Annotated in this window: 13 protein-coding genes; 9 read left to right on the top strand and 4 right to left on the bottom strand. The window is 41.2% G+C overall.

Translation table 11 applies throughout. The annotated features are described in order from the left end of the window. Positions 1-109: 109 nt before the first annotated feature. The 8 genes from U3A58_RS18455 (at position 110) to U3A58_RS18420 (ending at position 20,409) form a co-directional block, all read left to right on the top strand. Entirely contained in the window at positions 110-2,479 is a 2,370-nt protein-coding gene (locus U3A58_RS18455) for an ABC transporter permease (RefSeq protein WP_323825876.1), read from the top strand. Between the two features lie 243 nt (positions 2,480-2,722). Next, positions 2,723-5,092, top strand: coding sequence for an ABC transporter permease (locus tag U3A58_RS18450; RefSeq protein WP_323825875.1), 2,370 nt, complete (start codon positions 2,723-2,725; stop codon positions 5,090-5,092). 232 nt (positions 5,093-5,324) lie between these two features. Continuing rightward, positions 5,325-7,703, top strand: coding sequence for an ABC transporter permease (locus tag U3A58_RS18445; protein ID WP_323825874.1), 2,379 nt, complete (start codon positions 5,325-5,327; stop codon positions 7,701-7,703). A 171-nt stretch (positions 7,704-7,874) separates the two neighbouring features. Next, on the top strand, positions 7,875-10,316 hold the full coding sequence (locus U3A58_RS18440; protein WP_323825873.1) for an ABC transporter permease: 2,442 nt from the start codon (positions 7,875-7,877) through the stop codon (positions 10,314-10,316). A gap of 44 nt (positions 10,317-10,360) precedes the next feature. Continuing rightward, entirely contained in the window at positions 10,361-12,790 is a 2,430-nt protein-coding gene (locus tag U3A58_RS18435) for an ABC transporter permease (protein ID WP_323825872.1), read from the top strand. Positions 12,791-13,064: 274 nt separating this feature from the next. Continuing rightward, positions 13,065-15,416 (top strand): ABC transporter permease, encoded by a 2,352-nt coding sequence (locus U3A58_RS18430; protein WP_323825871.1) that lies wholly within the window; start codon positions 13,065-13,067, stop codon positions 15,414-15,416. 59 nt (positions 15,417-15,475) lie between these two features. Beyond that, positions 15,476-17,845, top strand: a complete 2,370-nt coding sequence (locus U3A58_RS18425; protein ID WP_323825870.1) for an ABC transporter permease — start codon at positions 15,476-15,478, stop codon at positions 17,843-17,845. Positions 17,846-18,000: 155 nt separating this feature from the next. After that, positions 18,001-20,409, top strand: coding sequence for an ABC transporter permease (locus U3A58_RS18420; RefSeq protein WP_323825869.1), 2,409 nt, complete (start codon positions 18,001-18,003; stop codon positions 20,407-20,409). 52 nt (positions 20,410-20,461) lie between these two features. Here U3A58_RS18420 and U3A58_RS18415 read toward each other — a convergent pair whose 3' ends face one another. Then, positions 20,462-21,592 (bottom strand): ATP-binding protein, encoded by a 1,131-nt coding sequence (locus U3A58_RS18415; RefSeq protein ID WP_323825868.1) that lies wholly within the window; start codon positions 21,590-21,592, stop codon positions 20,462-20,464. A 705-nt stretch (positions 21,593-22,297) separates the two neighbouring features. Continuing rightward, a complete protein-coding gene (locus tag U3A58_RS18410; RefSeq protein ID WP_323825867.1) occupies positions 22,298-23,458 on the bottom strand; it encodes a VCBS repeat-containing protein in 1,161 nt (386 codons plus the stop codon). Positions 23,459-23,597: 139 nt separating this feature from the next. Here U3A58_RS18410 and U3A58_RS18405 point away from each other — a divergent pair, with 139 nt between their 5' ends. Then, a complete protein-coding gene (locus U3A58_RS18405) occupies positions 23,598-24,278 on the top strand; it encodes an ERCC4 domain-containing protein (protein WP_323825866.1) in 681 nt (226 codons plus the stop codon). Between the two features lie 124 nt (positions 24,279-24,402). Here the strand turns inward: U3A58_RS18405 and U3A58_RS18400 are convergent, their stop codons facing one another. Both U3A58_RS18400 and U3A58_RS18395 read right to left on the bottom strand, forming a co-directional pair. Further along, on the bottom strand, positions 24,403-24,717 hold the full coding sequence (locus U3A58_RS18400; protein WP_323825865.1) for a hypothetical protein: 315 nt from the start codon (positions 24,715-24,717) through the stop codon (positions 24,403-24,405). 73 nt (positions 24,718-24,790) lie between these two features. Beyond that, a complete protein-coding gene (locus tag U3A58_RS18395; protein WP_323825864.1) occupies positions 24,791-25,804 on the bottom strand; it encodes a family 43 glycosylhydrolase in 1,014 nt (337 codons plus the stop codon). Positions 25,805-26,117: the final 313 nt, after the last annotated feature.

The raw sequence follows: 26,117 nt of genomic DNA, 5'->3' as shown, positions 1-26,117 counted from the left end.
AATTACTGAGTATATAGTTTAATGCATCAAATAGAGAGTTTTACAATAAGAACCTGACAACAATGACAACCCGACCTGCCTGAACAACAACAACGAAAACCCATGACCTATGCTTAAACATCATATTCTCCTTATTTACCGTAGCTTCAAGCGTTTCAAAAGCACATTCTTGATCAATCTGATTGGCCTGTCTACTGGGTTGGCCTGCGTGTTGTTGATATTTTTATGGGTGAATGATGAGTTAAAGGTGGACAAGTTTCATAAGAATGACTCACGGCTATTTCAGGTGATGAAGAATCTTGATGATGCTCAAGGAATCCACACAGGAGAGCATGTCCCAGGTTTGCTTGCAAGGGTACTGGCAGAGGAGATGCCCGAAGTAGAACTAGCTGTATCGGTTTTCCCCCCTGCTGAGCACACTTTTAATGGAGTGCTATCCCTAGACGAGACCCATATGAAAGCCAGGTCGAAGTATGCCGATATGGATTTTTTCGATGTGTTTAGCTACCCACTTCTTTGGGGTGATAAAAACTTGGCCCTATCCGAGCCGTCTTCCGTGGTCATTTCCGAGAGCTTGGCAGCAAGTCTGTTTCAAACGGCTGACCGAGCGGTCGGAAAAACTGTAGCATGGAAAGGAGAAAGGCTTGAAGGGCAGTTTATGGTATCCGGAGTTTTTGCGTCTCTTCCATCCAATGCTTCCATCCAATTTGATATCCTATTCAACTATGACTTACTTTTGGAAAGCTCCCCAGGTTTATTGGAATGGGGAAATAGCGGTCCAAGTACCTATCTTCTTTTGGAGAGGGGCTCAGATTTTTCCGGGTTCAATGATAAAATCTTCAATTTCGTCAAATCAAAACAACCCGAATCACAAATTACCCTGTTTGCCCGCCATTATTCAGACAGATATCTGTACAACACGTATGAAAACGGGGTATTGATAGGGGGGAGAATTGAATATGTTAGACTATTTTCTATCATTGCTGCTTTTATTCTCCTGATTGCCTGCATCAATTTTATGAATTTGTCCACGGCAAAAGCGACAGGACGCATAAAGGAGGTGGGAATAAAAAAAGCGATAGGTGCAAGCAGGAAAACGCTGGTATTCCAATATTTGGGAGAATCCTTGGCGATGGTTTTTTTGTCTTTTCTCGTTGCGATCACTCTTGTCGTATTATTATTACCCCTGTTTAACCAGATCACCGGGAAGCACCTGTCAATGGATTTGGACTGGACTTCAATTTTCATAAGCCTGATCATCCTGGTATTTACCGGGATTGCAGCCGGTAGTTATCCGGCTTTGTATCTATCCGGTTTTAATCCCGTCTCGGTACTGAAAGGGAAACTTCAGGTTTCATTAAGTGAGGTGTGGGTCAGAAAGGGCTTGGTGGTCTTTCAGTTTGTACTTTCCACGGTATTGATTGTAGCAGTGGTAATCATATCCAAGCAAATAGAGCTGGTGCAAACGAAAAATCTTGGCTTTAACCGCGACAATGTCATTAAGTTTACTGCAGAAGGAAAGGCTGCTGAATCACCGGAAACTTTCCTATCAGAGATAAAAAAACTAAATGGAATCATTGATGCATCCTATATGGATGGAGATCTTGTTGGTCTTCACAGCGGCACCATTGCGGTTGACTGGGAGGGTAAAGCCCCCGACAAAGTTGTTGATTTCGAACTTTTAGGGGTTGGTTATGACCTGATTGAAACTCTTGGAATAGAACTGGCCGAAGGACGTTCTTTCGAACGAGAATTCGGTTCGGAAGATTCAAAACTTATTTTTAATGAAACGGCCATTGAAAACATGGGGATTGCGGATCCTATCGGCAAAACGGTTAGTTTATGGGGAGAGGAAAAACAGATTGTCGGCGTGGTCAAAGATTTTCATTTTGAGACACTTTACGAAAAAGTGAAGCCTTTCTTTTTCAGGCTATTGCCAAAAGCCAATAACTTCCTGGTCAAAATCAAGGCAGGAACAGAGCAAGAGACTTTGGTCCGGCTTACGGAATTTTATCAGGAGCACAACATGGGTATTCCTTTCGAGTACCGGTTTCTTGACGAGGATTTCCAAAAATTGTATGTGTCAGAAATGCAGGTAGCTGCCTTATCACGCTATTTTGCCGGATTGGCCATACTTATTTCTTGTCTGGGGTTGTTTGGCCTTGCGGCTTTTACTGCCGAAAGAAAGACAAAGGAAATCGGTATCCGCAAGGTAATGGGAGCCAGTGGATGGAAAATAGTCAGGCTTCTGTCAGGAGATTTTGCAAAAATGGTTTTGTTGGCAATACTGATTGCTTTGCCTTTGAGCTTTTTCATAGTTCAGGAATGGCTGGCAAATTTCGCTTTCAAAATAGACCTGGAATGGTGGTTCTTTATCGGAGCCGGTGTACTGACTTTGCTGATTGCCTTGCTTACCGTCAGTTTCCAGTCCATCAAAGCGGCGATGATGAATCCGGTGAAGAGCTTGAAGAGTGAATGACAAGAAGTCGGATTGTTGATTTCGGTTTTTTGGTTTTACGTCATCGGTAGGAGGACGTAGGACGACGTGGCAATCTCAAATGAGTACAATGATCTAATAAATTCAAAGTAAATAGAATCAAGAATTAGGAAACAAGAATAAAGAGAGGCATTCCCTACTTTGCTATTTTCCAACTATATAATCTTTCAGTGTTAGAAAGTGCCAAGGAGAACGAGTCTTTCCAACTTCTAAATCAAGAAAACCATGCTAAAACATCATCTTCTTCTTATCTATAGAAATCTCAGAAAAGACAAAAGTACTTTTCTGATCAATCTAATTGGGCTTTCCACCGGCCTTGCAAGTGTCTTACTCATTTTTCTCTGGGTCAATGATGAACTGCAAATTGACAAGGGATATGCCACGGATTCACAGCTGTATCAATTATTGGAGAACGTAGATCAGGCTGGGGGAGTGATTACACGGGAAACAACGGCTGGACCCACCGCACAAGCATTGAAAGATGATTTTCCTGAAGTGGAATATGCTGTTACTTCCTTTTCCAATAACATCAACAGTGATGTTCTGTCATTTGACGAAAAGGATATAGCCGCTAGAAAGCTGTATGCCAGCGCTGATTTTTTTAAACTATTCCCTTATAACATCACTCAGGGGAATAAAGAAAATGTTAAATCGGAGCCCAACACCATCGTTATATCTGAAAGTCTGGCTGTCAAACTTTTTGGTTCCTCTGAGAACGCGGTCGGAAAAGCAGTAAAGTGGGATCATGAGAAGGATTTGAGTGTTGCGGGAGTGTTTGAAGATGTGCCTGCCACAGCATCCATGAAGTTTGATTTTGTGATGTCGTTTGAGGATTTCTGGATTGAAAACGAATGGGTGCAAAGTTGGGGAAATACAGCGCCAACCACTTTTGTGCTGTTGCGGGAAGCAACTGATGTGAATGAATTTAATGCCAAAATCAAGGATTTTGTAAAGACCAAAACTGAGGGAAACGTCACGCACAGGTCCCAATTTGTTACCAAATACTCAGATAGGTATTTACAAGGAAACTATGAAAATGGAGTGCAATCAGGCGGTAGAATATCCTATGTGAAGCTATTTTCCATTATTGCTCTTTTTATTTTAGTGATTGCCTGCATCAACTTCATGAACCTTTCCACCGCCAAAGCTTCCAAGCGGATCAAAGAGGTGGGGATTAAAAAGGCTGTGGGAGCAAAACGTGGAGAGTTGATTTTTCAATATCTGGGAGAGTCCACTATGATGGCATTTCTGTCGCTTTTGCTGGGGTTGTTGCTGGTTATTTTGCTTTTACCCCAGTTCAATACCATTACCGAGAAGCAGCTTACGCTGGATTTCAGTCCTATGTTGATTATGGCTATCGTCACCATCGTTTTGATCACAGGACTAATCGCCGGAAGCTACCCTGCATTGCATCTTTCCGGTTTTAGTCCATCAATAGTTTTGAAGGGGAAAATAAGCAGTGCTGGGGGAGAGTTATGGGTTAGAAAAGGACTAGTAGTATTTCAATTCGCGCTTTCCGTGATTCTAATCGTTTCTGTGTGGGTGGTGTATTTGCAGATAGAATATATCCAGACCGAAAACTTGGGATATGATAAGGACAATGTTTTACTGATCAGTAAAATAGGAGAGCTTGCAAATACAGAAAAAACGGAAGCTTTTATTTCTGAACTGAAGGCTGTGCCTGGTGTAGTGGGTGCTACCAGTTCCGGTCACGATATGACAGGCCACAATGGAGGTACTTACGGGATACAGTGGCCAGGCAAAGATCCGAATGACAAGACGGAGTTCGAGCGTATGGCGGTCAATTACGGTATGATTGAGATGATGGGGATTCAGATGAAAGAAGGAAGGATTTTTTCCGATGAGTTTGGAACAGAGTCAGAAAGAATCATTTTCAATGCAGCAGCCATCGAATTTATGGGAATAGAAGACCCGATAGGGAAGGTGATCAGTTTATGGGGAGACGATAAGGAAATAATTGGCGTGACAGAAGATTTCCATTTTGACTCGTTTCATGAGGTGGTCAAGCCATTGTTTTTCTATTATAGTCCAGAGAGTACCAACTTGGTGGCAGCTAAAATCAATGCTGGTGATGAAATGGAAACCATCAAAAAGATAGAGGCTTTACATAGCACATTCAATCCCGGCTTTCTATTGGATTATCGCTTTTTGGATGAGGATTTTCAAGCGCTATATGTCTCGGAGCAGCGTGTGGCTACCTTGTCTAAGTATTTTGCAGGAATAGCCATATTGATCTCCTGTTTGGGGCTGTTTGGCTTGGCCACATTCACAGTAGAAAGGCGGGCCAAAGAAATCGGAATCAGAAAAGTATTGGGAGCAAGTGAGCTGAAAATCGTCAGTATCTTATCTGGGGACTTTGCAAAAATGGTTTTGTTGGCAATACTGATTGCTTTGCCTTTGAGCTTTTTCATAGTTCAGGAATGGCTGGCAAATTTCGCTTTTAAAATAGACCTGGAATGGTGGTTCTTTATCGGAGCCGGTGTACTGACTTTGCTGATTGCCTTGCTTACCGTCAGTTTCCAATCCATCAATGCTGCGCTGATGAATCCGGTGAAGAGTCTGAAGAGCGAGTAGAGAGTATTTAGTAGCAAGTATTAAGACATAAGATTTAAGATGTTAGAATCAAGAGACAAGAACAAAGAACCAAGAATTAAGATTTTTGTGTAAAAAGTAATAAGGCTGGAGCTAAGAAAAAGGATTTACGAATGAGAAGAGACTTCGACTTCGCTCAGTCTGACACAGTGAGCCATCTTACGATATTAGAACCCGGAATCTTCGAATTTCAAAATTTTCCAATCCATATAAAATGCTGAAAAACTACTTTAAAATCGCCTGGAGGAACCTTACCAGAAGTAAGGCATTTAGCATCATCAACGTTGCAGGGCTGGGCATCGGAATGGCTTCGGCTATACTGATCTTGTTATGGGTACAGAATGAGACAAGCATGGATCGGGAACACCCCAAGTCCGACCGGATCTATATGATGTACAGCAGGGATACGTTCGGCGGCGGGCTATGGGCTTGGAACCGTACCCCCAAAATATTGGCTCCTACGCTTGAAAAAGACTATCCGGAGATCGAGGAAGCAGTCAGAGTTACCGATTATGCCGATTTCCTGATTACTGTAGGGAATAAAAAACTGAATGAGAATGGTGTCTTTGTGGATCCAGAATTTTTCGATGTATTCGATTTCCCCTTGCTCGAAGGCAACTCTTCTTCCGCACTGGATAATCCCTATAATATCGTGGTCACGGAGGACTTTGCTCGGAAGCTTTTCGGCACAGAGAACGCCGTGGGACAGACCGTCAAAATTGATAGTGCCGATATATTCACAGTTACCGCAGTATTGAAAAACCTGCCCAACAACACCCGCTTCCAATCCGATTACTTCCAGATCGATTATATTCTTCCGTGGTCTTATATGACCAAATTGGGTAGGGACGATGAAGATTGGGGAAATACCTCGGTGGATACCTATGTTTTACTGAGTGGAAACGCATCGCAAGAATCATTTGACCAAAAAGTCAAAGACATTAACAAGGAGCACACCAATGGGGAATCAAGCACGGAAGTGTTCAGCTATCCGCTGTCACAGGTGCATCTTTACGGCAAAAGCGAAAACGGTCAGTTGGTGGCCGGGCGAGCCATCACGGTACGCTTGTTTGCCTTCATCGCAATTTTTATCCTGGCAATCGCCTGTATCAACTTTATGAACCTCAGTACAGCCCGGAGTGAAAAACGAGCCAAGGAAGTGGGACTCAGAAAAGTGGTGGGTGCGGGCAAGGCATCGCTTGTAACACAGTTTATCGGAGAAAGCACACTAATTGCCTTTATTGCCGGACTGGTGGCTCTTCTGGTTGTCCAGCTTGTCCTACCGCCCTTTAACACGCTGGTGGACAAACAGCTTTTCCTGCCATACGGTGACCTGGTCTTTTGGGCACAATTACTCGGGTTTACCCTGTTTACAGGTCTATTGGCGGGAAGCTACCCGGCTTTTTTCCTTTCCTCGTTTAGCCCGGTTAAGGTGCTGAAAGGTACTTTCCACTTGGCAAATGCGGCGGTCAATCCCCGTAAAGTATTGGTGGTACTTCAGTTCAGCTTTGCCATTGTGCTTATCGTCTCCACCATCATTATTCAGCGTCAGATCAGCCATGCACAAAACAGGGAGCTGGGCTATAATAGAGAGAACCTCATCTACGTGAATTTACAGGGCGATATTGACAAACGATATGAGTCCATCAAACAGTCGTTGCTCGGCAACGGCTCGTCCCTTGCGGTGACCAAATCCATGAGCCCCATTACGGAACAATATAGCAACAACTGGGGCTATTCCTGGCCGGGAAGTACTCTGGAGGCTTACAAGCTTACTTTCATAAAATTCAGTACGGATGCCGATTTCGTGAAAGTAATGGATACAAAACTGGTAGGAGGAAGGGACATAGACATCCACCGGTTTTCGGGCGATTCTTCAGCCATCTTATTGAATGAAACAGCCGTAAAAAGAATGGGATTGGACGATCCCCTTGGGCAGATTGTATCTAGGGGCGATGAGAAATACACCGTCGTCGGTGTTATCAAAGACTTTATTTTTGAGTCTCCTTATGATCCGGTCAAGCCCTTGATGGTCATGGGACCATCTTCATGGTTTAGCGTCTTGCATATCCGCCTCAATCCCGATCAGCCTGTTTCCCAAAGTCTGGCGTCTGTCCAAAGTGTTTTTGACCAGTTTAACCCAAACTTTCCCTTTGAATATCATTTTGTGGATGAAGCATATGCCAAGAAGTTTGATGAAACCATACTTACTGCCAGGCTGTCCATGTTGTTCACCATACTCACCATTGTCATTTCTTGCCTCGGCTTATTCGGTCTATCGGCTTATATGGCAGCAAACCGGATCAAGGAAATCGGTGTGCGGAAAGTATTGGGCGCTAGTGTGGGAAATATCTCCATGTTGCTGTCCAAAGACTTCTTAAAGCTCGTTGGCATAGCGTTTCTCCTATCAGTTCCGGTGGCTTGGTATGTCATGGATCAATGGCTCGATAATTACCAATACAGTGTGGGAATAGAATGGTGGGTGTTTGTAGTCACGGGTACTGTGACGATGCTCATTGCCCTGTTTACGGTGAGTTTCCAATCCATCAAAGCAGCTCTCATGAATCCGGTGAAGAGTCTGAAGAGCGAGTGATAAAATGTAGGATTGTTGATCTCGGGTTTTTGGTTTTACGTCATTTTGAGAAGAACGTAGGACTACGTGGCAATCTCAAATGAGTACAATGATCTAATAAATTCAAAGTAAATAGAATCAAGAATTAGGAACCAAGACCCATGATTTGTACAAACAATTAAGATATTAGATATGCTATATCACTACCTCAAAATTGCAACCAGAAATCTTTGGCGAAATAAGGTGTTTTCGTTGATCAATATTCTAGGTTTGTCTATTGGAATGGCGGCGTGTCTTCTAATTTTCAGGTATGTGAATTTTGAGCTGAGTTATGATGAGTTTCGCAAACCTACATTGTACCGCGTAACAAGTTCAGCATTCCTGAACGGGGAAATGGTAGAAAATCGGGCCCAAACCGCTCCTGCAATTGCTCCCGCAATGCAAAGGGATATTCCAGAGGTAATTCAGGCGGCCAGGGTAGTCCATACTGCCCCATTGATGTCAGATCCTGTTATCCAAGTGGGTGATCGCAGTTTCCATGAGGAAAGAATTTACTATGGTGATTCTTCTTTTTTGGAGATGTTTTCGTATAGGATGGTGCAAGGGAATTCTGGCAATGCACTGTCAAAGCCAGGCTATGTGGTACTGTCTGAGTCAATGGCCGAGAAATATTTCCCCGATCTTGACAGGATATTAGGGCAGTCTATCACTTTTTTTATGGGAGATAGAGGTCAGACGCAGTTGGAAGTCAGTGGGATTTTTGAGGATATTCCACACAATTCCCATCTTAAGACTGATTTTATCATCTCGTTCAATTCAATCCCCTGGAATCTCGATGAAAACTGGGATTGGGGAAATTTTTACAATTATGTCGAAGTTTTGTCAGAAAGTGATCCTGAAGTTGTAAGGAGCAAACTCTATGATATATTGGAAAAATACAAGGGAGAAACATTAGCCGAATGGCGAAAGGAAGGGTATTATCAGGAATTTGACCTGCAGCCCATCCAGCAAATACATCTGGATTCAAACTTGGAAGCGGAAGCGGAAGTAAACGGAAGCCGTCGGACCGTCTCGTTCCTTACACTTATTGCCGTTTTTATATTGATTATTGCCTGGATCAACTACCTGAACCTGATGACTGCTAAGGCAATAGAACGGGCCAAGGAGATTGGGATTAGAAAAGTGGTTGGATCAAACAGAGCGCAATTGATCTTCCAATTTATGTCAGAATCGTTTCTGGTCAATTTGATAGCAGCGGTATTGGCAATTGTGGTTTCACAGCTTTTGATGACTCCGTTTCAAGCACTCACGTTGGGATACTTTGCCCCGGTATTTGATGCAGAACTGGGAATAGGCATCTTAGGCTTGTTTTTGCTAGGGACTTTTTTTTCAGGAATTTATCCGGCAGTGGCTTTATCGTATCAACCTGTCCAGATGATTAAAAGGAGTCTTCCAAACTTCAGAAATGGAGTTTTGTTGAGAAAAGGCTTGGTTGCATTTCAGTTTGCCACATCTATTGCTTTGATAGCAGGAACCCTAGGTGTACGTGAACAGTTGGTCTTTATGCAACAACAGGATATAGGGATGAATATAGATCAGGTCCTTATCGTGAAAGGGCCGGGCATCAAGGATTCTACTTATCAGAATCAATTGAATTTTTTTAAAAGCGAAGTGCAAAAGCTGCCCATGGTGCAGGAAGTAAGTGTATCATCCAATATTCCGGGACAACAATTGGGCTGGGGAAGGGCCTTTTATCAACCTGCGGAGCCCGAAACCAGAAAAAATGTGAATATCATCGCTGTGGATGAAGATTTTTTTGGATTATATGATACTGATTTCTTAGCAGGCCGAAGCTTTTCGCATGAGTTTTCTTCTGACCGAGGAGCCGTCATTTTTAATGAAACAGCCATTAGGCAACTGGGATTCAATAGCCCAGAAGAAGCGGTTCAACAATCGGTTATCTGGGATGAAGCAGATAATGATCAGCACTCGAAAGAAATTCTTGGGGTAATCCGGGATTTCAATCAGGAATCTCTTCACAAAAAAGTAGGGCCTATTGTCTTTGCTCTGAAAGAGTACCTGAATGCTCCATGGGCGGGGGAATATTATTCTCTCAAAATCACAGCTGCTGATTATCCAAAGACATTAAAACAAATACAAAGTAGCTGGGAAAAAGCATTTTCAGGAAGTCCATTTGAATACTTTTTTCTTGATGATTATTTCAACAGCCAATATCAGTCGGACAGGCAGTTTGCAAAAGTTTTCAGTCTGTTTGCCAGTTTGGCAATATTGATTGCATGCTTGGGGCTTTTCGGCCTATCTTCTTATATGACCATACAGCGTACCAAAGAAATTGGAATAAGGAAGGTATTAGGAGCAACTGTCTTCACTGTGGTAAGCATGCTTTCCAAGGATTTTCTGAAACTAGTGGGCTTTGTCAGTATAATTATCCTTCCTGTCATATACTTCTTTATGCAAAAATGGCTACAAAACTTCGCCTATCAGATGGAGATCAGCTGGTGGATGCTGATTCTTCCTGTGGTACTGGTCTGGTTTATGGCCCTGGTGACCGTCAGTTTTCAATCCATCAAAGCAGCGCTGATGAACCCGGTGAAGAGCCTAAAGAGTGAATAACGACAGTTGAGTACATTAATGATGGTGAATCTAACTAAAATAGTATGTTAAGGAATTACATCAAAATTGCTTTTCGCCATTTGTGGAAGGATAGACTTTATTCGCTGATAAATATTTCCGGACTTGCAGCAGCTACCCTTTGTCTAATCCTAGCTGTGGTCTATTGGAATGATGAGCATAGTTTTGATGACTTTCATACCAATAATCCAAATCTATACAGAGTCACCACAACGTCCGTTGAGAAGCAAGGTGCTGATCCAAAAACAGTAGGAGTAACAGGACAAGTACAAGGCCCCGCATTTAGAGAAGCTGTCCCTGAAGTGAGAAATTATTCCCGGGTAATGGGCGGTGAGATCTACAATGACATTTCCACCGATGAAAAAACACTTCGTTTAAAGTCTCTTTTTGTAGATGATAGTTTTTTCGATGTCTTTAGTTTTTCTGTAATACACGGTGATAAGCAAACCGCTTTAAAGGAGATTAACTCCGTAGTTATATCTGAAAGTACAGCATTACGGCTTTTCAACAGCACCAATGTAGTAGGAGAAGTACTACAAATGAATTCCGACCCTTCTTATCAAAGATTGAAAAAGCCACTGGTGATTTCGGCTGTGGCAAATGATCCTCCTAAAAACTCCTCCATACAGTTTGACATATTACTTCCATTCAATTTTCTTGGACTATCTTTTGAAGACACGAATTGGCTAAATGCTTACTTGGGTACTTTCGTGGTTTTACAACCAAACTCTGATTTGGAAGAGGTTAAACAAAAGTTCAACCGGGTTTTTGCAACCTATGCCAAAGAGCAATTGTCACAAAATATAGCCCGATACGGGTTCGATTCTGAAATTAACTACGGCCTGCAAAAAATCACTGAGGTTCACCTGCACCCCCTTTTGGGTATCAATGATTTTAATGGTGAGAGCGGAATCGGAAATAGTAGTAACCCTATTTATTCTATTGTTTTTTTAGCTATTGCTTTACTTATCTTATTAATGGCGGCAATCAATTTCATAAATATCAGTTTAGCCAACTCCTTGAATAGAGTTAAAGAAATTGGTATCCGGAAAATAGCAGGAGGGAATAGAGGTCAGATTATCTTCCAGTATCTTATTGAATCCGGTTTGCTCTGTGGTTTTTCATTTATTATTTCTCTTTTAGCATTGGATATTCTATTGCCGCTATTCAATAATCTGACTGGTAAGCAGATTGTCTTCTCAGAAATATTCGGGACGCAATTGATCTTATCTCTTGTCTTGATTTTTGGTTTTATCATTTTACTGACGGGCTTTTATCCTGCTTTTGTGCTCTCTAATTTCCGGGCATCTGAAGTGTTGTATAATAAGCTTCGGTTGGGAGGCAGGAATTTGGTAGGTCGTGGATTAGTGGTTATACAGTTTTCTTTGGGTATTTTTCTGCTTATTTCCTCCATTGTTATTCATTCGCAGATGGAATATATACGAACCAAAAATTTGGGGTATAATCCGAATCAAATAATCCAAACCTCAATTACAGGAAATAGAGATTACGAAGCTGTTTGGAGACTGTTGAAAGAAGATCTGTCCCAAGAATCAAGCATAGAGTCGGTGTCTTCTGTCCAAACTAGTTTTTCGGGGAATGTAAAAGTTGATGATCAAAAAATCGAATCTATATTCCAAGCTATAGGTGAAAACTACCTGACAGCTGTGGAAATACCAATCCTTCTTGGGCGTAATTTTTCTTCCGATTTCCAAACTGATTTTACTAATTCCGCAATTGTGAATGAAGCTTTTATAAGAGAAAGCAATTTTAATAACCCAATAGGTAAGACAATAAAACTGAATGAAGCGGAAGCCTACAGTGAAGCAAAGGCAATCATCGGGGTAGTAAAAGATTTTCATTTTGGCTCACTAAGAGAATCTATTAAGCCGATGGTGCTATCAATGTCGCAAATCCCATACGGTCAAATCGTAGTGAAATTTGAAAAGTCAAGAGGGCAGGAGGCTATTGCAGCTTTGGAAAAGGCTTACAAAAAAGCGATGCCGGATGCCGTTTTTGAATATGACTTTTTGGACGAGTTGAATGCCCAAGAATATGTACAAGAGCAGCGTTGGCAGAAAATAGTAAACACTGCTGCATCACTAGCTTTTATAATCTGTTGCTTTGGTTTATTTAGTATGGCTCATTTATCTGCTAACCAAAGGATAAAGGAAATTGGAGTTAGAAAAGTTTTAGGGGCGACAGTCTCAGAAATCTTAATTTTGCTTTCGGCTAATTTCCTAAAACTTATTCTCATTTCATTTTTAATAGCTGCTCCCATTGCGTGGTACACTTCGAATTATTGGTTACAAGATTATGCGTATCGAATCGATTTGACATTCGGGATATTTGCTTTTGCAGGATTTGCTTCATTGGTAATTGGTGCAACTACCATCAGTCTCCAGGCGATTAGAGCTGCACTTATGAATCCGGTGAAGAGTCTGAAGAGCGAATGAGTAGCAAGGCATCAAGTATTAAGAAGAAAGAGACAAAAATAAGCTAGAAGCAAATGTCAAGAAGCTAGAAATAAGAGACTGGAGAGAAGAGATAACGATAAAACTTCCCAACTTATAACCTTCCGCCTTTTCATCTTTTCCTATCTGCCCGTTCACGAACGATTTTGTTCGAAATTTTCCTCAATATAGATGTTAAGTAGTCTATAATAGTCGGAAATGCAGATTTGCACTGGCACAAAACTCGCCAGTATAGATTGAATCACTCCCGATAATCATGCTACTCCACAACCTCCTCCTGATCTACCGAAGTTTTAAAAAGTTCAAAAGCACATTCATTATAAATCTGGTTGGACTCTCCACCGGACTTGCATGTACACTTCTGATTTTTCTTTGGGTAAGGGATGAACTGAGTATGGATAAGTTTCATGAAAATGATAGCCGTCTGTACCAGGTGATGGAACATCGAATATTGGAAAGTGAAATCGGGCTATCTACTAGGACTTCAGCTTTGACTGCTCCAACCCTTGAAGAGGAAATACCAGAAGTGGAATATGCCGTTACCTGTTTTGATCTTAAGGATTATACACTTTCCGTGGATAACAAGGATATTCAGGCTGCCGGCCAATATGTGGGAGAGGCTTTTTTTAAAGTTTTTTCTTTTCCCCTTATACAAGGGAATGAGGAGCACGTGCTAAATGATAGAAGTTCTATAGTGATATCCGAGTCCCTGGCGAAGAATCTATTTAATACGACTGACGCGGTGGGTAAAACAATAGAATGGCAGCACGAGGAGCACTACCAAGTGACAGGAGTTTTTGAGGACGTGCCCCAAAATTCCTCGATGCAGTTTGATTTTGTGCTGCCGTTTCGAATATATATGGAAGATGCCGGGTGGGCTTCCCGCTGGCGAACTGCCTGGCCGCTTACGTATGCGCTTCTAAAGCCTGGAACCAATGTGGATCAATTGAATGAGAAGATTGCTGATCTTATTGAAAGGAAAACCAACGGTGAAGTCACCCATCGTATATTATTTGCAGCCCCTTACTCCCAGACTTACCTCTATGGCACCTATGAAAACGGCAAACAGGCTGGTGGAAGAATAGATTATGTGAGATTATTTTCAGTGGTTGCTGTTTTTATACTCTTTATTGCCTCTATCAACTTCATGAATTTGTCCACGGCCAAGGCTTCCCGGAGATTGAAAGAGGTGGGAATTAAAAAAGCCGTAGGTGCCGGGCGCTCTACCTTGGTTCTTCAATACCTTGGAGAATCTACACTGATGGCAATGATTTCGCTGGTCGTAGCCATTGGATTAGTGGTATTGCTTCTTCCCCAATTCAATCAAATTACCGGCAAACAGCTTTACCTGCCCCTAGATTCATTTCTTATCCTGTCCTTTCTCTCGATTACTTTGGTCACCGGACTAATAGCGGGAAGCTACCCGGCGTTATACATCTCGGCTTTCAATCCTGCCAAGGTACTGAAAGGATATGTGGACAAATCAGTAGGGGAACTGTGGGCCAGAAAAGGTTTGGTTGTAGTACAGTTTACCTTATCTATTATCCTGATCGTTGCGGTATGTGTCGTTTATAAACAAATAGAATTTGTCCAGAACAAACACCTTGGATACAATAAGGAGAATGTCCTCTATTTTAACAGATTGGGATCGGCAGAGAATTTGGAAACATTTCTTTCAGAGATCAGAAAATTACATGGAGTGGTGGGGACTTCCAGCATTGGCCACGATATGACCGGGCACATAGCTTCTACGCAAGGTGTACAGTGGCCTGCCAAAGCTCCGAATGATATAACTGAGTTTGAGATGATGCCAGTTAATTATGATATGCTGGAGCTACTGGGAATAGAGATGGTGGCAGGGCGAACATTTTCCAGAGAATTCGGTACGGATTCTGCAAAGGTTCTCTTTAACGAAGCGGCAATTGAGCACATGGGAGTTACTGATCCGATAGGTAAGGGTGCCAAGGTGTTTGGAGAGGAACGGGAGATTATAGGTGTTGTGAAGAATTTTAATTTTGAATCACTGCATTCAGAAGTGAAGCCGGTAGTAATGTGGTTAGCTCCTCAGAGGACCTCGACCATTGCAGTCAAAGTGCAAGCAGGTAAAGAGCAGGAAACTATTGACCAGCTTAAATCGCTTTTTCAGACATTCTATCCGGGGTTTCCTTTTGATTTCCAATTTCTGGATGCAGAATACCAAGCTCAATACATAGCAGAACAACGGGTGTCTGTACTTTCCCGGTATTTTGCAGGAATAGCCATCCTGATTTCCTGCCTCGGGTTATTCGGTTTGGCTGCCTTCACAGCCGAAAGAAGGGTTAAAGAAATCGGCATCCGTAAAGTTTTGGGTTCCAGTGAATGGAAAATCATACAATTGCTGTCCGGTGATTTCGCCAAAATGGTATTGGTCGCCATTTTTATCGCATTGCCCTTAAGTTATTATTTGACTTCGAATTGGCTGGACGGATTTGCCTACAAAATAGACCTACGATGGTGGTATTTTGTAGGAGCGGGGGCGTTGACGATGCTGATAGCCCTGCTTACCGTCAGTTTCCAATCCATCAAAGCAGCGCTGATGAATCCGGTGAAGAGTCTGAAAAGTGAGTAGATTAGTATCAAGTATATAGACTCTAGAACCAAGAACCAAAAGACTAAACTTATCTAGCTATGCTCCGACACAACCTCCTTCTGATCTTCCGAGGTTTCAAAAAGGATAAAAGCACTTTCTTTATCAATCTAATTGGCCTCTCTACCGGTCTTGCTTGTGCTCTTTTGATTTTTTTGTGGGTGAGGGATGAAGTGAGTTATGATCAATTTCATGAAAATAATGAACGGCTTTATCAGGTGATGGTAAATAGGCAATCCGGAAATGGAGTTCAGACAGAAGATTTTACACCGGCATTTTTAGCAGAAGCTCTGGCTGAAGAAATTCCAGAAGTAGAAATGGCTGTTACAACTGCATCCATACAGGGCTTTGAAGACATTAAGCTTTCTATTGCTTATGAGGATGTGATCCTAAAAGAGAAGGGAAGATTCGTAGGAGAGGATTTTTTCAATATGTTCTCCTATGAGTTGATCAAGGGAAATCCCGGGCAGATACTGGCCCATAAAAATTCTATTGCGCTATCTGAAACACTTGCAATCAAGTTGTTTAAATCTATCGAAAATGCTGTGGGAAAGGTGGTGACGCTAAAAGCCAAAGAAGAGGGATATGTGGTGTCCGGTGTTTTCAAAGATTTACCGTCAAACTCATCCCAAAGTTTTGATTTTTTAATCCCTTGGGAAGCGTATAAAGGGTATCTGCAGCCACAATGGTATGATTGGGATGAGTTGTTATATCGAACCTATGTTTTGTTGTCGGAAGGTTCAGATCCTGACCTCGTCAACGAGAAAATTGCTGGTTTCATTAAAACGAAGTATAAAAACTCTCCAGATGAACTATTTATAAGACCCTATTCCTCCGGATACCTGCATGGGAAATATGAAAATGGCGATCAGGCAGGTGGACGCATTGAATATGTGAAATTGTTTTCAATAATAGCTGTCTTCATTTTGGTCATTGCATCAATTAATTTCATGAACCTCTCCACGGCTAAGGCTTTCAGCCGAGCAAAAGAAGTGGGCATCAAGAAATCGATGGGAGCAGGAAGAAAGATATTGATTCTTCAGTATTTGACCGAATCACTGGTAATCACCCTATTTGCGCTTGTTTTGTCCATAGCCGTAGTGCAACTTCTTCTGCCTCAGTTTAATCTATTGACTGGAAAAAACCTTTCATTGGTTTTTGACTTAAGGTTGTGCATGGCTATTTCTGGAGTTGTTGCTTTTACCGGACTATTCTCCGGAAGTTATCCAGCTCTTTATCTTTCTGGATTTAATCCTGCACTTGTTCTAAAAGGGAAATTAAAAACCGAAAAGAGTGAGGTTTCTGTTCGCAGAGGATTGGTGGTGTTTCAATTTGCCCTATCTGTACTATTTATTGTATCGGTAGTGGTGGTGTACAAGCAAATCGATTTGATCCACACAAAAAATTTAGGATATAATAAAGACAATGTGATTTACTTTGATTCAGGAGGATTTAAGGGAATTGATCAGGACTTAGCGTTTATTTCAGAGGTGCGAAATATTCCCGGGGTATCCCATGCTTCTGGTACATCGGAGATTATTGTTAATCCGGGTGCTATTTTTACTGGAGTTAGTTGGCCCGGCAAAAATCCGGAGGAGGAATTTGTATTTCACGGCGCTGGTGTCATGGAAGGAATGATAGAGCTGCTTGGGATTGAAATAAAAGAAGGCCGCTCATTTTCTTATGATTTTCAATCAGAAAATGATCAGCTAATTATCAATGAAGCCGCTTTGGAACTTATGGGGTTGAAAGATCCCGTAGGCCAGGTTATAGATTTTTATGGCAATGCCGAAATAGTGGGTGTCGCGAAAAACTCCCACTTCCAATCTCTTTATGAGGAAGTTAAACCCTATGTTTTTTTATTGGAACGTGGAGCTATGCAATTTATGGTGAAGCTCAATGCTGGAAATGAACTGGAAAGCCTGTCAAAGATTGAAGGAGTCTACAGAAAGTTTAATCCTGGGTATAACTTTAATTTTAAATTCCTAGATCAGGATTATCAAGCCCTATACGCGGCAGAACATCGTGTTGCGGAACTTTCCAAGTATTTTGCAGGCATCGCGATCATAATCTCCTGCCTAGGATTGTTTGGACTTGCAACCTATACCGCGGAAAGAAGAATCAAAGAAATAGGTATTCGCAAGGTTCTGGGTTCCAGTGAGTGGAAAATATGGACTCTTTTGACCGCTGACTTTGCAAAAATGGTGTTGGTCGCGGTTGTTGTCGCAATACCTATAAGCTACTATGTGACTAAAAGTTGGCTGGATGGGTTTGCATTTAAAATAGATTTGGAATGGTGGTTTTTTATCGGAGCAGGCGTACTGACTATGCTGATTGCCTTGCTTACAGTCAGTTTCCAATCCATTAAAGCAGCGCTTATGAATCCAGTGAAGAGTTTGAAGAGCGAGTAGAGTGAATTAGTATCAAGTATATAGATTCTAAATCATCGAGTCAAGATCAAAGATTTTAGATAACAAGAGACTGAAGAATAGACAACCAGTTAACCCTTAACCTTTAACCTTTAACCTTTAATCCTTTAACTTTCCAAAAGTTCAACCTTCTACCCATGCTAAAAAACTACCTGAAAATTGCCTGGAGAAATATTTTGCAGAAAAAGCTGTTCTCGGGGATAAATATAATAGGACTGGCTGTGGGGATTCTGACTACGCTGTTTATTTTCCTGTATGTAGCGGATGAGGTGGGGTATGATAAATTTCACACCAACGCAGAAAATACCTACAGGATCCGTCATAACTACTTTATGGCGGATCAGGATTATGATTGGCATGAAACAGCTGTGCCCTTGGCCGAAAAAATGCGTTATCAATTTCCCGAAGTTGAGTACCTGACAAGCACCACAGCACCATTTGATTATTCTTTCCGGTATGAGGACAGCATAGTGGATGAGATTAGAACCCTTCATGCTGATGGCGAGTTCTTTAATGTTTTTGATTTTAATCTTTTGGCGGGAAATCCACAAACAGCACTGGTTGAACCTAACTCAATTGTAATCTCCGAAAGTACTGTGCCGCAATTGTTTGTGGATCAAGAAAATGTATTTTCTGAGCAGGCATTAGGCAAAACGCTTATTTTGGATGGGGAAGAATATACGGTTACCGGTGTTTTGCAAACCCTAGTGGAAAAATCCCATCTACAGTTTGATGCTATCGTATCCATTCATGGACTGATAAACAATGGATATAGTAAAGAAACCTGGTTACCTGCCGGTATTGTGAATTATGTGGTTCTAAAGGAAGGTTCTGAAATCGAGTCGGTTAATTCAAGGTTTAAACAGATTGAAGAAGCGTTCCTATGGCCTCAGCTAAATAAGCATTTGGGAGCATCCATAGCCAAATTGGAAAACAACAGAGCTCAATATGGCTATTATCTTGAGCCTATTCTGGACATTCATTTGGTAAGAAATGGAAACCTGAAATACATCCTACTATTTTCCACGACAGGTTTTTTAATCCTTTTCTTGGTCATCATCAATTTTATCAATCTATTTATTTCAAGCGCAAATAGCCGAATAAAAGAAGTAGGTATCCGAAAAACGTTGGGAGCTGGAAAAAATGAGCTTGCAAAGCAATTCTTTGTAGAAGCTACCTTGCTTTGTACCATCGCTTTTATATTGGCACTAAGTGCGGTACCGTTAGTGATAGGCCCGTTCAATAATTTTGTAGGCACAGAGTTAAGTTTAGCTGAATTCAGCACCCCTTATTATGGTTTTGCACTTTTGGGGTTATTGATAACTATTATACTTTTTTCATCTGCCTATCCTGCATTTTACTTAGGTTCAGTCAAAACGATTAAGGCTGTAAAAGGCATTGGGAGTGGCAAACAAAGCGAAAGTAAAAGCGGTGTTCAAAAACCTTTTATTGTTTTTCAATATGCTGTTAGCATAAGTTTGGTGATATGTTTTATTACCCTTTTTGATCAGTTGGCTTACTTGCGGGAGAAAAACCCCGGCTTTGCCAAAGAAAACGTCGTAGTGATGCCGGGAGCTTATTCTTTTGAGGGAAATCGTGATGTTTTCAAACAAAAACTCACCAAACTTTCAGCGGTGCAAGCTGCTTCATTTTCTTATGCAGTACCCGGAAGTAGCTTTGACGCATTAAGTCTGTTTAGAAAAGAGGGAGAGGATAAGGATTTTCAATTTCATTGGATGAATGCAGATTATGATTTCCTTCATACGTACGATATAGAGGTATTGGAAGGCAGGGGATTTTCTGAAGCCTTCCCAACCGATACTGCCGCGGTTCTACTGAATGAAGTGGCAGCGGCTCAGCTAGGGAAAGATGGACTTATCGACAGCTACCTTACCAATCATTTTGGAGAGAAAATCAAAGTGATAGGGGTGATTGGGAATTTTAATTTCGAGCACTTCAAGAATGAGGTTAAACCTCTGGCCATTGCCCTTTCCCGTAAAGATTCATATGAACTTTTTGTCTCTGTAAAATTGAATCCAGGCAATCCCCAACAAGCACTTAAGGAAATAGAATCTTATTGGACCGAATTAAATAACGGAGCTTTATTTAGGTATTCTTTCATGGATGAGCGTTTGAATAATCTCTACCAAATTGAAGAGAGAACTGGTAAGATCATAGGCTTGTTTACTGTTTTGGCTGTTATAATCTGCAGTTTAGGGTTGTTCGGATTGATTACTTTTTCTGCTGCCAAGCGTACCAAGGAAGTTGGGATCAGAAAAGTGCTGGGTGCCTCCGAATGGGAAATCACCTATTTGCTTTCCAAAGAATTTCTGCTGTTGGTTTTAATAGCCTTTGGAATTACAGTTCCCATTACATATATGGCACTGGAAAGTTGGCTTCAGCAGTTTGCCAATAGGATAGAAATAGAGATGGGCACATTTTTGATTTCAGGAGTGGTTATTTTGCTGATATCCGGTTTGATCCTAAGTTTTCAGATTATTAAAACAGCCCTGAAAGATCCGGTGAAGAGCTTGAAGAGTGAGTAGCATACGATGGCAGTTTCCGAAAAAGTCAGTTATCATACAATCGGTTTAGCTTTTACTCCATCAGGTATTCTTCCATATTGTTGGGATGGACTATGTTTGTAATGGCTTCGGGATAGTTTGTCGTAAAAGTCTGGGGAAAGCGGACTTTGCGCTTTTCCGACCACTTTAACTCAAAAGCATGCAGGCTGTCTGATGTTTCTTCGATAAGATCTATTTCTTGTTGTTGTGTTGTACGCCAGAAATACAATTTTGCCTCCGTTTTTTGGTATTCGTGGTATTTCTTACGCTCTGAAATGAAGAAATTTTCCCACAGTGACCCTACATCCACCCGGTTATTTAATTGCCCGAAATTATTGATTACTGCATTCCTTATCCCAATATCATAAAAGTAAACTTTCTTTCCTTTTTTGATCTCATTTCGCACATTTCTGCTAAAAGCAGGCACAACGAATACCACATATGCTTTCTCCAGCAATTGGATATATTTTTCTATTGTGCTATTGTCCGCACCAATCAATTGTCCAAGTTCATGATAAGAAACCTCACTTCCAACCTGTAAAGCCAGGGCTTTAACCAGTTTCTCCAATAATGCGGGTTTCTTTACCTGCTCCAGTATTAGCAGATCCCTGTAAAGATAACTTTCAGCCAATAGCTTTAGTAATTCAATTTCCTCTCCGGGTTTTACTACTATTTCAGGATAATACCCGAATAGTAAACGCTGGTCTAACAGCCGCCTTTCTTCCAATAACCCATGGTGTTTACACATCTCTGGAAAGCTGAGGGGGAAAAGCATAAACTCATATTTCCTTCCTGTAAGTGGTTCGTTGACACGGTTTGCGAGTTCGAATGCGGAGGAACCGGATGCAATGATTTGTATTCCTTTCAACTGATCAGTGATGATTTTGAGTGTTAACCCTATTTCTGGAATCCGTTGTGCCTCGTCAATAAATATGATTTTATTTTCGCCGATCAGAGCCTTAAGTTTTGTAGAAGTTGTGTTTGATAATAGCTCTCGGGTATCCGACTCATCTCCGGTAAAATATATCCATGGCTGGCCAATTTCTTCCAACACTGTTTCTATCAACGTTGATTTCCCTGCTTGGCGTGGCCCGAACAATAAGATGGCTTTTCCTTTAAACAAGCGACTTTTAATAGTGTTTTCTAGGTATCGTTTGATCTGCATTTCCAATTAAATTTTCGTCATCGGCTTTAAAATTTCCCATAATAATCCGGAAATAAAATCTAAAATTACCATAATATTATTAGATTCAAACCAAAAAATATTATAGTAATTATTGATTTAAATCGAAAATTGTTACGGTTATTTATAGGACAGCTCCTTTTTCAGTAGCTGAAATCCTGAAGAGAAAGGATGCCTAAAATCAGGCAAGGTCATTTGGTCTTCGGTCTTCCATTTGATTATCCATTTTAGTGACGAAGTATCGTATATCTATGATTATTAGGTCTGTATGAATTAATGCGCGTATTAGAATTATGACTGGGCTAGCCAAGAAAAATCCCTGCACGACAGTCGTCGGGACAGGCATCCGGTTTGATCCTAAGCTTTTAGATTATTAAAACGGCTATGATAAACCCGGTGAAGAGTTTGAAGAGTGAATGAGTAGTAAGTAGCTAGTATCAAGATTATAGAGTCAAGATCAAAGATTTTAGATGACAAGAGATTGAAGATTTGAGAAATTAGAGTTTTTTCAAAACTTATGATTTTCCAATTCAAATAACATGGCAACCAAGACAAACCTGGCAACCTTTAGAATAATGAACTCCGAAAGCTAAATAATGAAGATTAGACAACCAATTAACTTTTAACCGATTAACCCTTAACCATAGTCTGAAAGTATCAAGATCATCACTCAAAAACAGTATAGGGTCATTGGCTTTTATTCCAATAGATCTTAAGGTTTTTGGTGGATCTTCCGGATGCTATCAAGTCCAACCTGCCATCTCCATCCAAATCTGCAGCCTGTAAATCCTCGCAGGCCATTCCATTTTTGTCTATCCACATTTCCTCATATTCGGAGAAGGACCCGTTTTTGGGTATAAAAAGTTTGATGCCGAATTCTCCGGCTTCGTTTGGTAAGCGCCAACCCACTGCGATTTGATCCGATCCCAGACCTAGAAAATCACCAACTGCAAGCGCATGTCCGTCCTTGAGTTGCGTGTGAAGGATATTTCTTTTCAGCTCTTGTGACTGTAAGTTTTGATCGAAACCTTCATAAGCAACGAGTGTGGTGCCATGCATGGGCTCTATAGTAGTCAAAAAGTGACTTTGACCTGATCTATCTCCAAACCGAAGTTCACCCACACTTGGACTTGTTGGAAGGTTGATAGGCTCTTTTTTCCAAGTCGATTTAGTAGAGGTTAAATAGGTTATTCCTTCTTTGCCTCCCAGAAGGATAGCATCTGTATTTCGACTTTCCACCACCTCCAGATTATGTGTCAGGTGCATGCTTTCCTCTATTACCTGATAAGTCCAATCGCCTGCTGGATCGGCCGGAAAGTCATAAGCAATGACTTTGACTCCAGCACCTTCTCCGTTTGCATTTCCTCGGCCGTGCAGGGGAACCACGATCAATTGGGCAGAATTACCAGACTTTACCCAGCGCATTCGATGTGTTGTAGGTTCGTGGTGTAGTTGTTTTGAAGTCCAGATTTGAGTGGGGTCATCTGGTTGAATGAGGTAAAATACTGCTCCAGACTTATCAGTAACAGAAGTTTCTCCAGGATTCCATTGGGCACCAACAGCTACTTCGACTTTTCCGTCTCCATCAATATCTCTTGCGGCAATACAGACATTATCCGAGTTGGTAAGATTTTCTGCCATCACATGCTTTTTCCAATCCCCATTTCTGTACCAAACAAAAGCCTTTTTATCCGCCAAAAGGATATCATCCTTGCCATCGCCGTCCACATCTCCGATGGCCAATCCGTAGCCAATAGCTATTTCGGAATCAAGAATTTGTGGCTCAAAAACAGGTTCTTTTTGAGTCAGAATGACAAATGACAAGTAGAAAATGGGAATAAAAAACATGATTTTTTGGGCTGTTACACTTTAAATATAAGGGATTTAGGAAGAAAATGGGAGGACTTGATATTTTATGAAAAATGAAAGAAAGGTGCTGAGGTTAATGTATATCCCGTAAATTGGATATAGTAAGTCTAATATCTCAATGTCAAAATTATTGAAGTCTTCTTACTTTTTTCCTCTACAAGTCACTATTGATGATAGGGAACCGACTACGTTGGAAGAAGAGTTTCGGAAATTGGGAAATATAATCATTCATCGACAGCGATTGGCAGTAGGCGACTATCTTTTTGACAAAGACTTTTTGATAGAGAGGAAAACTATTCCTGATTTTTGCACTTCCATAAAGGACGGACGATTGTTCAAACAGGCTGGAAAACTGATTAAAAGCCAAATTCCTGCATGTATTATTTTAGAAGGTAAAAAGAGGGATTTTAAGAATACGGAATTTTCCTCACAGGCTCTTCAGGGAATACTGCTCTCCATGTCTCTGGCATTTAAACTTCCGGTTTTACGGACTAAAAACACCAGTGAAACGGCCCAGGTAATGTTGCAAAGCTTTAAGCAACTAACAAGGTCTGGGCTGGGAGAACAAAGGTTTTATCCCAGACCTGCCCTCGTGAAAAGGAGGAAAGACCTTCTTTTAGCTCAAAAAATCCATATTCTGGAAGGATTTCCAGGGATAGGCGCAGATAAGGCGGAAAGGCTTCTGATAAAATTTAGCAATCTGCGTGCTGTATTTACTGCCAGTGATGAAGAGTTGCTGAACGTTCCTGGGATAGGGGAAAAAACTGTAAATTACCTTCTCGAAATTTTGAAGAAATAAATGGGTTTCCTGACATTCCTAGTGCTAGGCCAAATCTCGGCGCAGTGTCTTTCTAAAGTATTCTAAGAAGAGTAAAATATGCGATAATTCTTACTATAGTCTTGGTTAATAAGGCCTATTATTTTTACTTTTCCTCTTTAGAATTTTCAGAGGTTTGGCTGTTTTCGTCAATAATGATATCCAATTTATCAGCCCTTTTGTGATCGCCTGCCCAATCATATAATTTGGAGGCCTTTTCACCGGCTTTCTCCACCAAACCAGTCTTGTCCTTTTTGGCTAGCCAGCCGATGAATTTCCGCATAAACTTGAAATAAGGTGACATCAGCAAGGAAGCTAGCACAATAAGTAGCCAGCCCAGCGGCACAAATGGCAGCACTAGCGAAACAATTCCTGCAATAAAAATAAGGGTAGCAATAGTTGGAATTATAAATTTTCTCACTGTGAAAAATTGTTTTGTCCAAGAGTAAAGATGTGATTTAGATATAAGAACAACCAACAGATTAGATATGAAATTAGTTGAAATTTATTTCTGGCCAGCCAGTTCGATCCCATTCAATTTCTTTGATGATCAATTTTGACCTTCCATTGTCATGCTTATCGTAGCCATGGGCTACAAAGAGTGTTTTTCCTTCAAAATCATAAACTGCGCAGTGCCCAATTCCTGCAAAATCCTCGGTCTCGGCAGCAATAATACTTCCTCCTCCGGCATGCATGGGTTTACCTTCCTGATCAAGGTAAGGGCCTCTTATGTCTTTGGATCTGCCTACTATTACTTTGTAGGTGCTTTCCAGTCCCCTGCAACAGTAATCAATAGAGGCAAATAGATAATAATAATCGTCTCTACGATATATATAAGGCGCCTCTATCGCGCCGTTTCCGGCATTGCTGTCAGGAGGGCCAAAACTCCGTTCTCTTTTTGCTATACCATACCATTCCTGCGGCTCGGCCAAGGAAATCATATCAGGGGCTAATTTGACTAGTTTCAAGCCTCCCCAAAAAGAACCGAAAGACAGCCATCCAGTTGTCTTGCTGGCTTCATCCTGATCAAAAAACACATTTGCATCAATAGCATTCCAAAAATCTCTTCCCGGGATAGATTGTACGATCATCCCATGATCTTCCCATCCATAATCCGGGCAGGATTGATCGAGGGTTTTATTGGTCATTACTCCTATAGCTGAAGTGTTTTTGCCAAAGGCAGAGGGAGAATAATAGAGATAATACAAGCCTTCGTAATACTGAATGTCAGGTGCCCAATAGCCACCCTTGTATCCCGGAACAATATCCTCTGTCACCCAATCTAAGTTTCTGGGCACGGGATTGATCCTGGTCCAATGCTCCAAATCATTACTTTTGGCAATTCCTCCTCCAGTCACAAATAAGTAATAACTACTGACCTGTTTGATCATTACCGGATCATGGGCAACAAAACCTTTGGAATCATCTGGAGTACGTTGCGCTTGGGCAACTCCTAGTGAAGTGAAACTGAATAGGAAAAGGAAGGTGATTTTGGGCAGGAATGACATTGGAAACGTAAGAGTTAAGGTTAAAAGTTAAGAAAGAGCAGTCTTTGGATACTATTACCAACAATGAGTTCTTCTACCATTTTGAAATCGGTAGCAACTTTTTCATCTGTTTATATTTTCTTTTCAGTGGTCATATGGAATCTCGCATGGTAGATAATCATCCGAGTTTGTATCGCCTTCGACAAGCTCGATTTCATCTTCGGTTATTTTGAAGTGAAGAACAGGAATGAAATAGTTTCCTCCAAAATATACTAAAATGTGCAGCATCCCCAACGTAGAGCTTGTCTTTGAAAAGTAATTTTACTTTAAGTAA

Source organism: Algoriphagus persicinus (assembly GCF_035156415.1).
GTDB classification, from domain to species: Bacteria; Bacteroidota; Bacteroidia; order Cytophagales; family Cyclobacteriaceae; genus Algoriphagus; species Algoriphagus persicinus.
The sequence above is the reverse complement of the archived record's forward strand: the minus strand, read 5'-3'. Positions and strand labels throughout refer to the sequence as shown.

Excerpts from the sequence above, each read along its gene's own strand:
- U3A58_RS18405 (WP_323825866.1), top strand. The coding sequence starts at position 23,598 with ATGTCAAAATTATTGAAGTCTTCTTACTTTTTTCCTCTACAAGTCACT.
- U3A58_RS18425 (WP_323825870.1), top strand. The coding sequence starts at position 15,476 with ATGCTCCGACACAACCTCCTTCTGATCTTCCGAGGTTTCAAAAAGGAT.
- U3A58_RS18395 (WP_323825864.1), bottom strand. The coding sequence starts at position 25,804 with ATGTCATTCCTGCCCAAAATCACCTTCCTTTTCCTATTCAGTTTCACT.
- U3A58_RS18445 (WP_323825874.1), top strand. The coding sequence starts at position 5,325 with ATGCTGAAAAACTACTTTAAAATCGCCTGGAGGAACCTTACCAGAAGT.
- U3A58_RS18410 (WP_323825867.1), bottom strand. The coding sequence starts at position 23,458 with ATGTTTTTTATTCCCATTTTCTACTTGTCATTTGTCATTCTGACTCAA.
- U3A58_RS18430 (WP_323825871.1), top strand. The coding sequence starts at position 13,065 with ATGCTACTCCACAACCTCCTCCTGATCTACCGAAGTTTTAAAAAGTTC.
- U3A58_RS18450 (WP_323825875.1), top strand. The coding sequence starts at position 2,723 with ATGCTAAAACATCATCTTCTTCTTATCTATAGAAATCTCAGAAAAGAC.
- U3A58_RS18415 (WP_323825868.1), bottom strand. The coding sequence starts at position 21,592 with ATGCAGATCAAACGATACCTAGAAAACACTATTAAAAGTCGCTTGTTT.
- U3A58_RS18420 (WP_323825869.1), top strand. The coding sequence starts at position 18,001 with ATGCTAAAAAACTACCTGAAAATTGCCTGGAGAAATATTTTGCAGAAA.
- U3A58_RS18455 (WP_323825876.1), top strand. The coding sequence starts at position 110 with ATGCTTAAACATCATATTCTCCTTATTTACCGTAGCTTCAAGCGTTTC.
- U3A58_RS18435 (WP_323825872.1), top strand. The coding sequence starts at position 10,361 with ATGTTAAGGAATTACATCAAAATTGCTTTTCGCCATTTGTGGAAGGAT.
- U3A58_RS18440 (WP_323825873.1), top strand. The coding sequence starts at position 7,875 with ATGCTATATCACTACCTCAAAATTGCAACCAGAAATCTTTGGCGAAAT.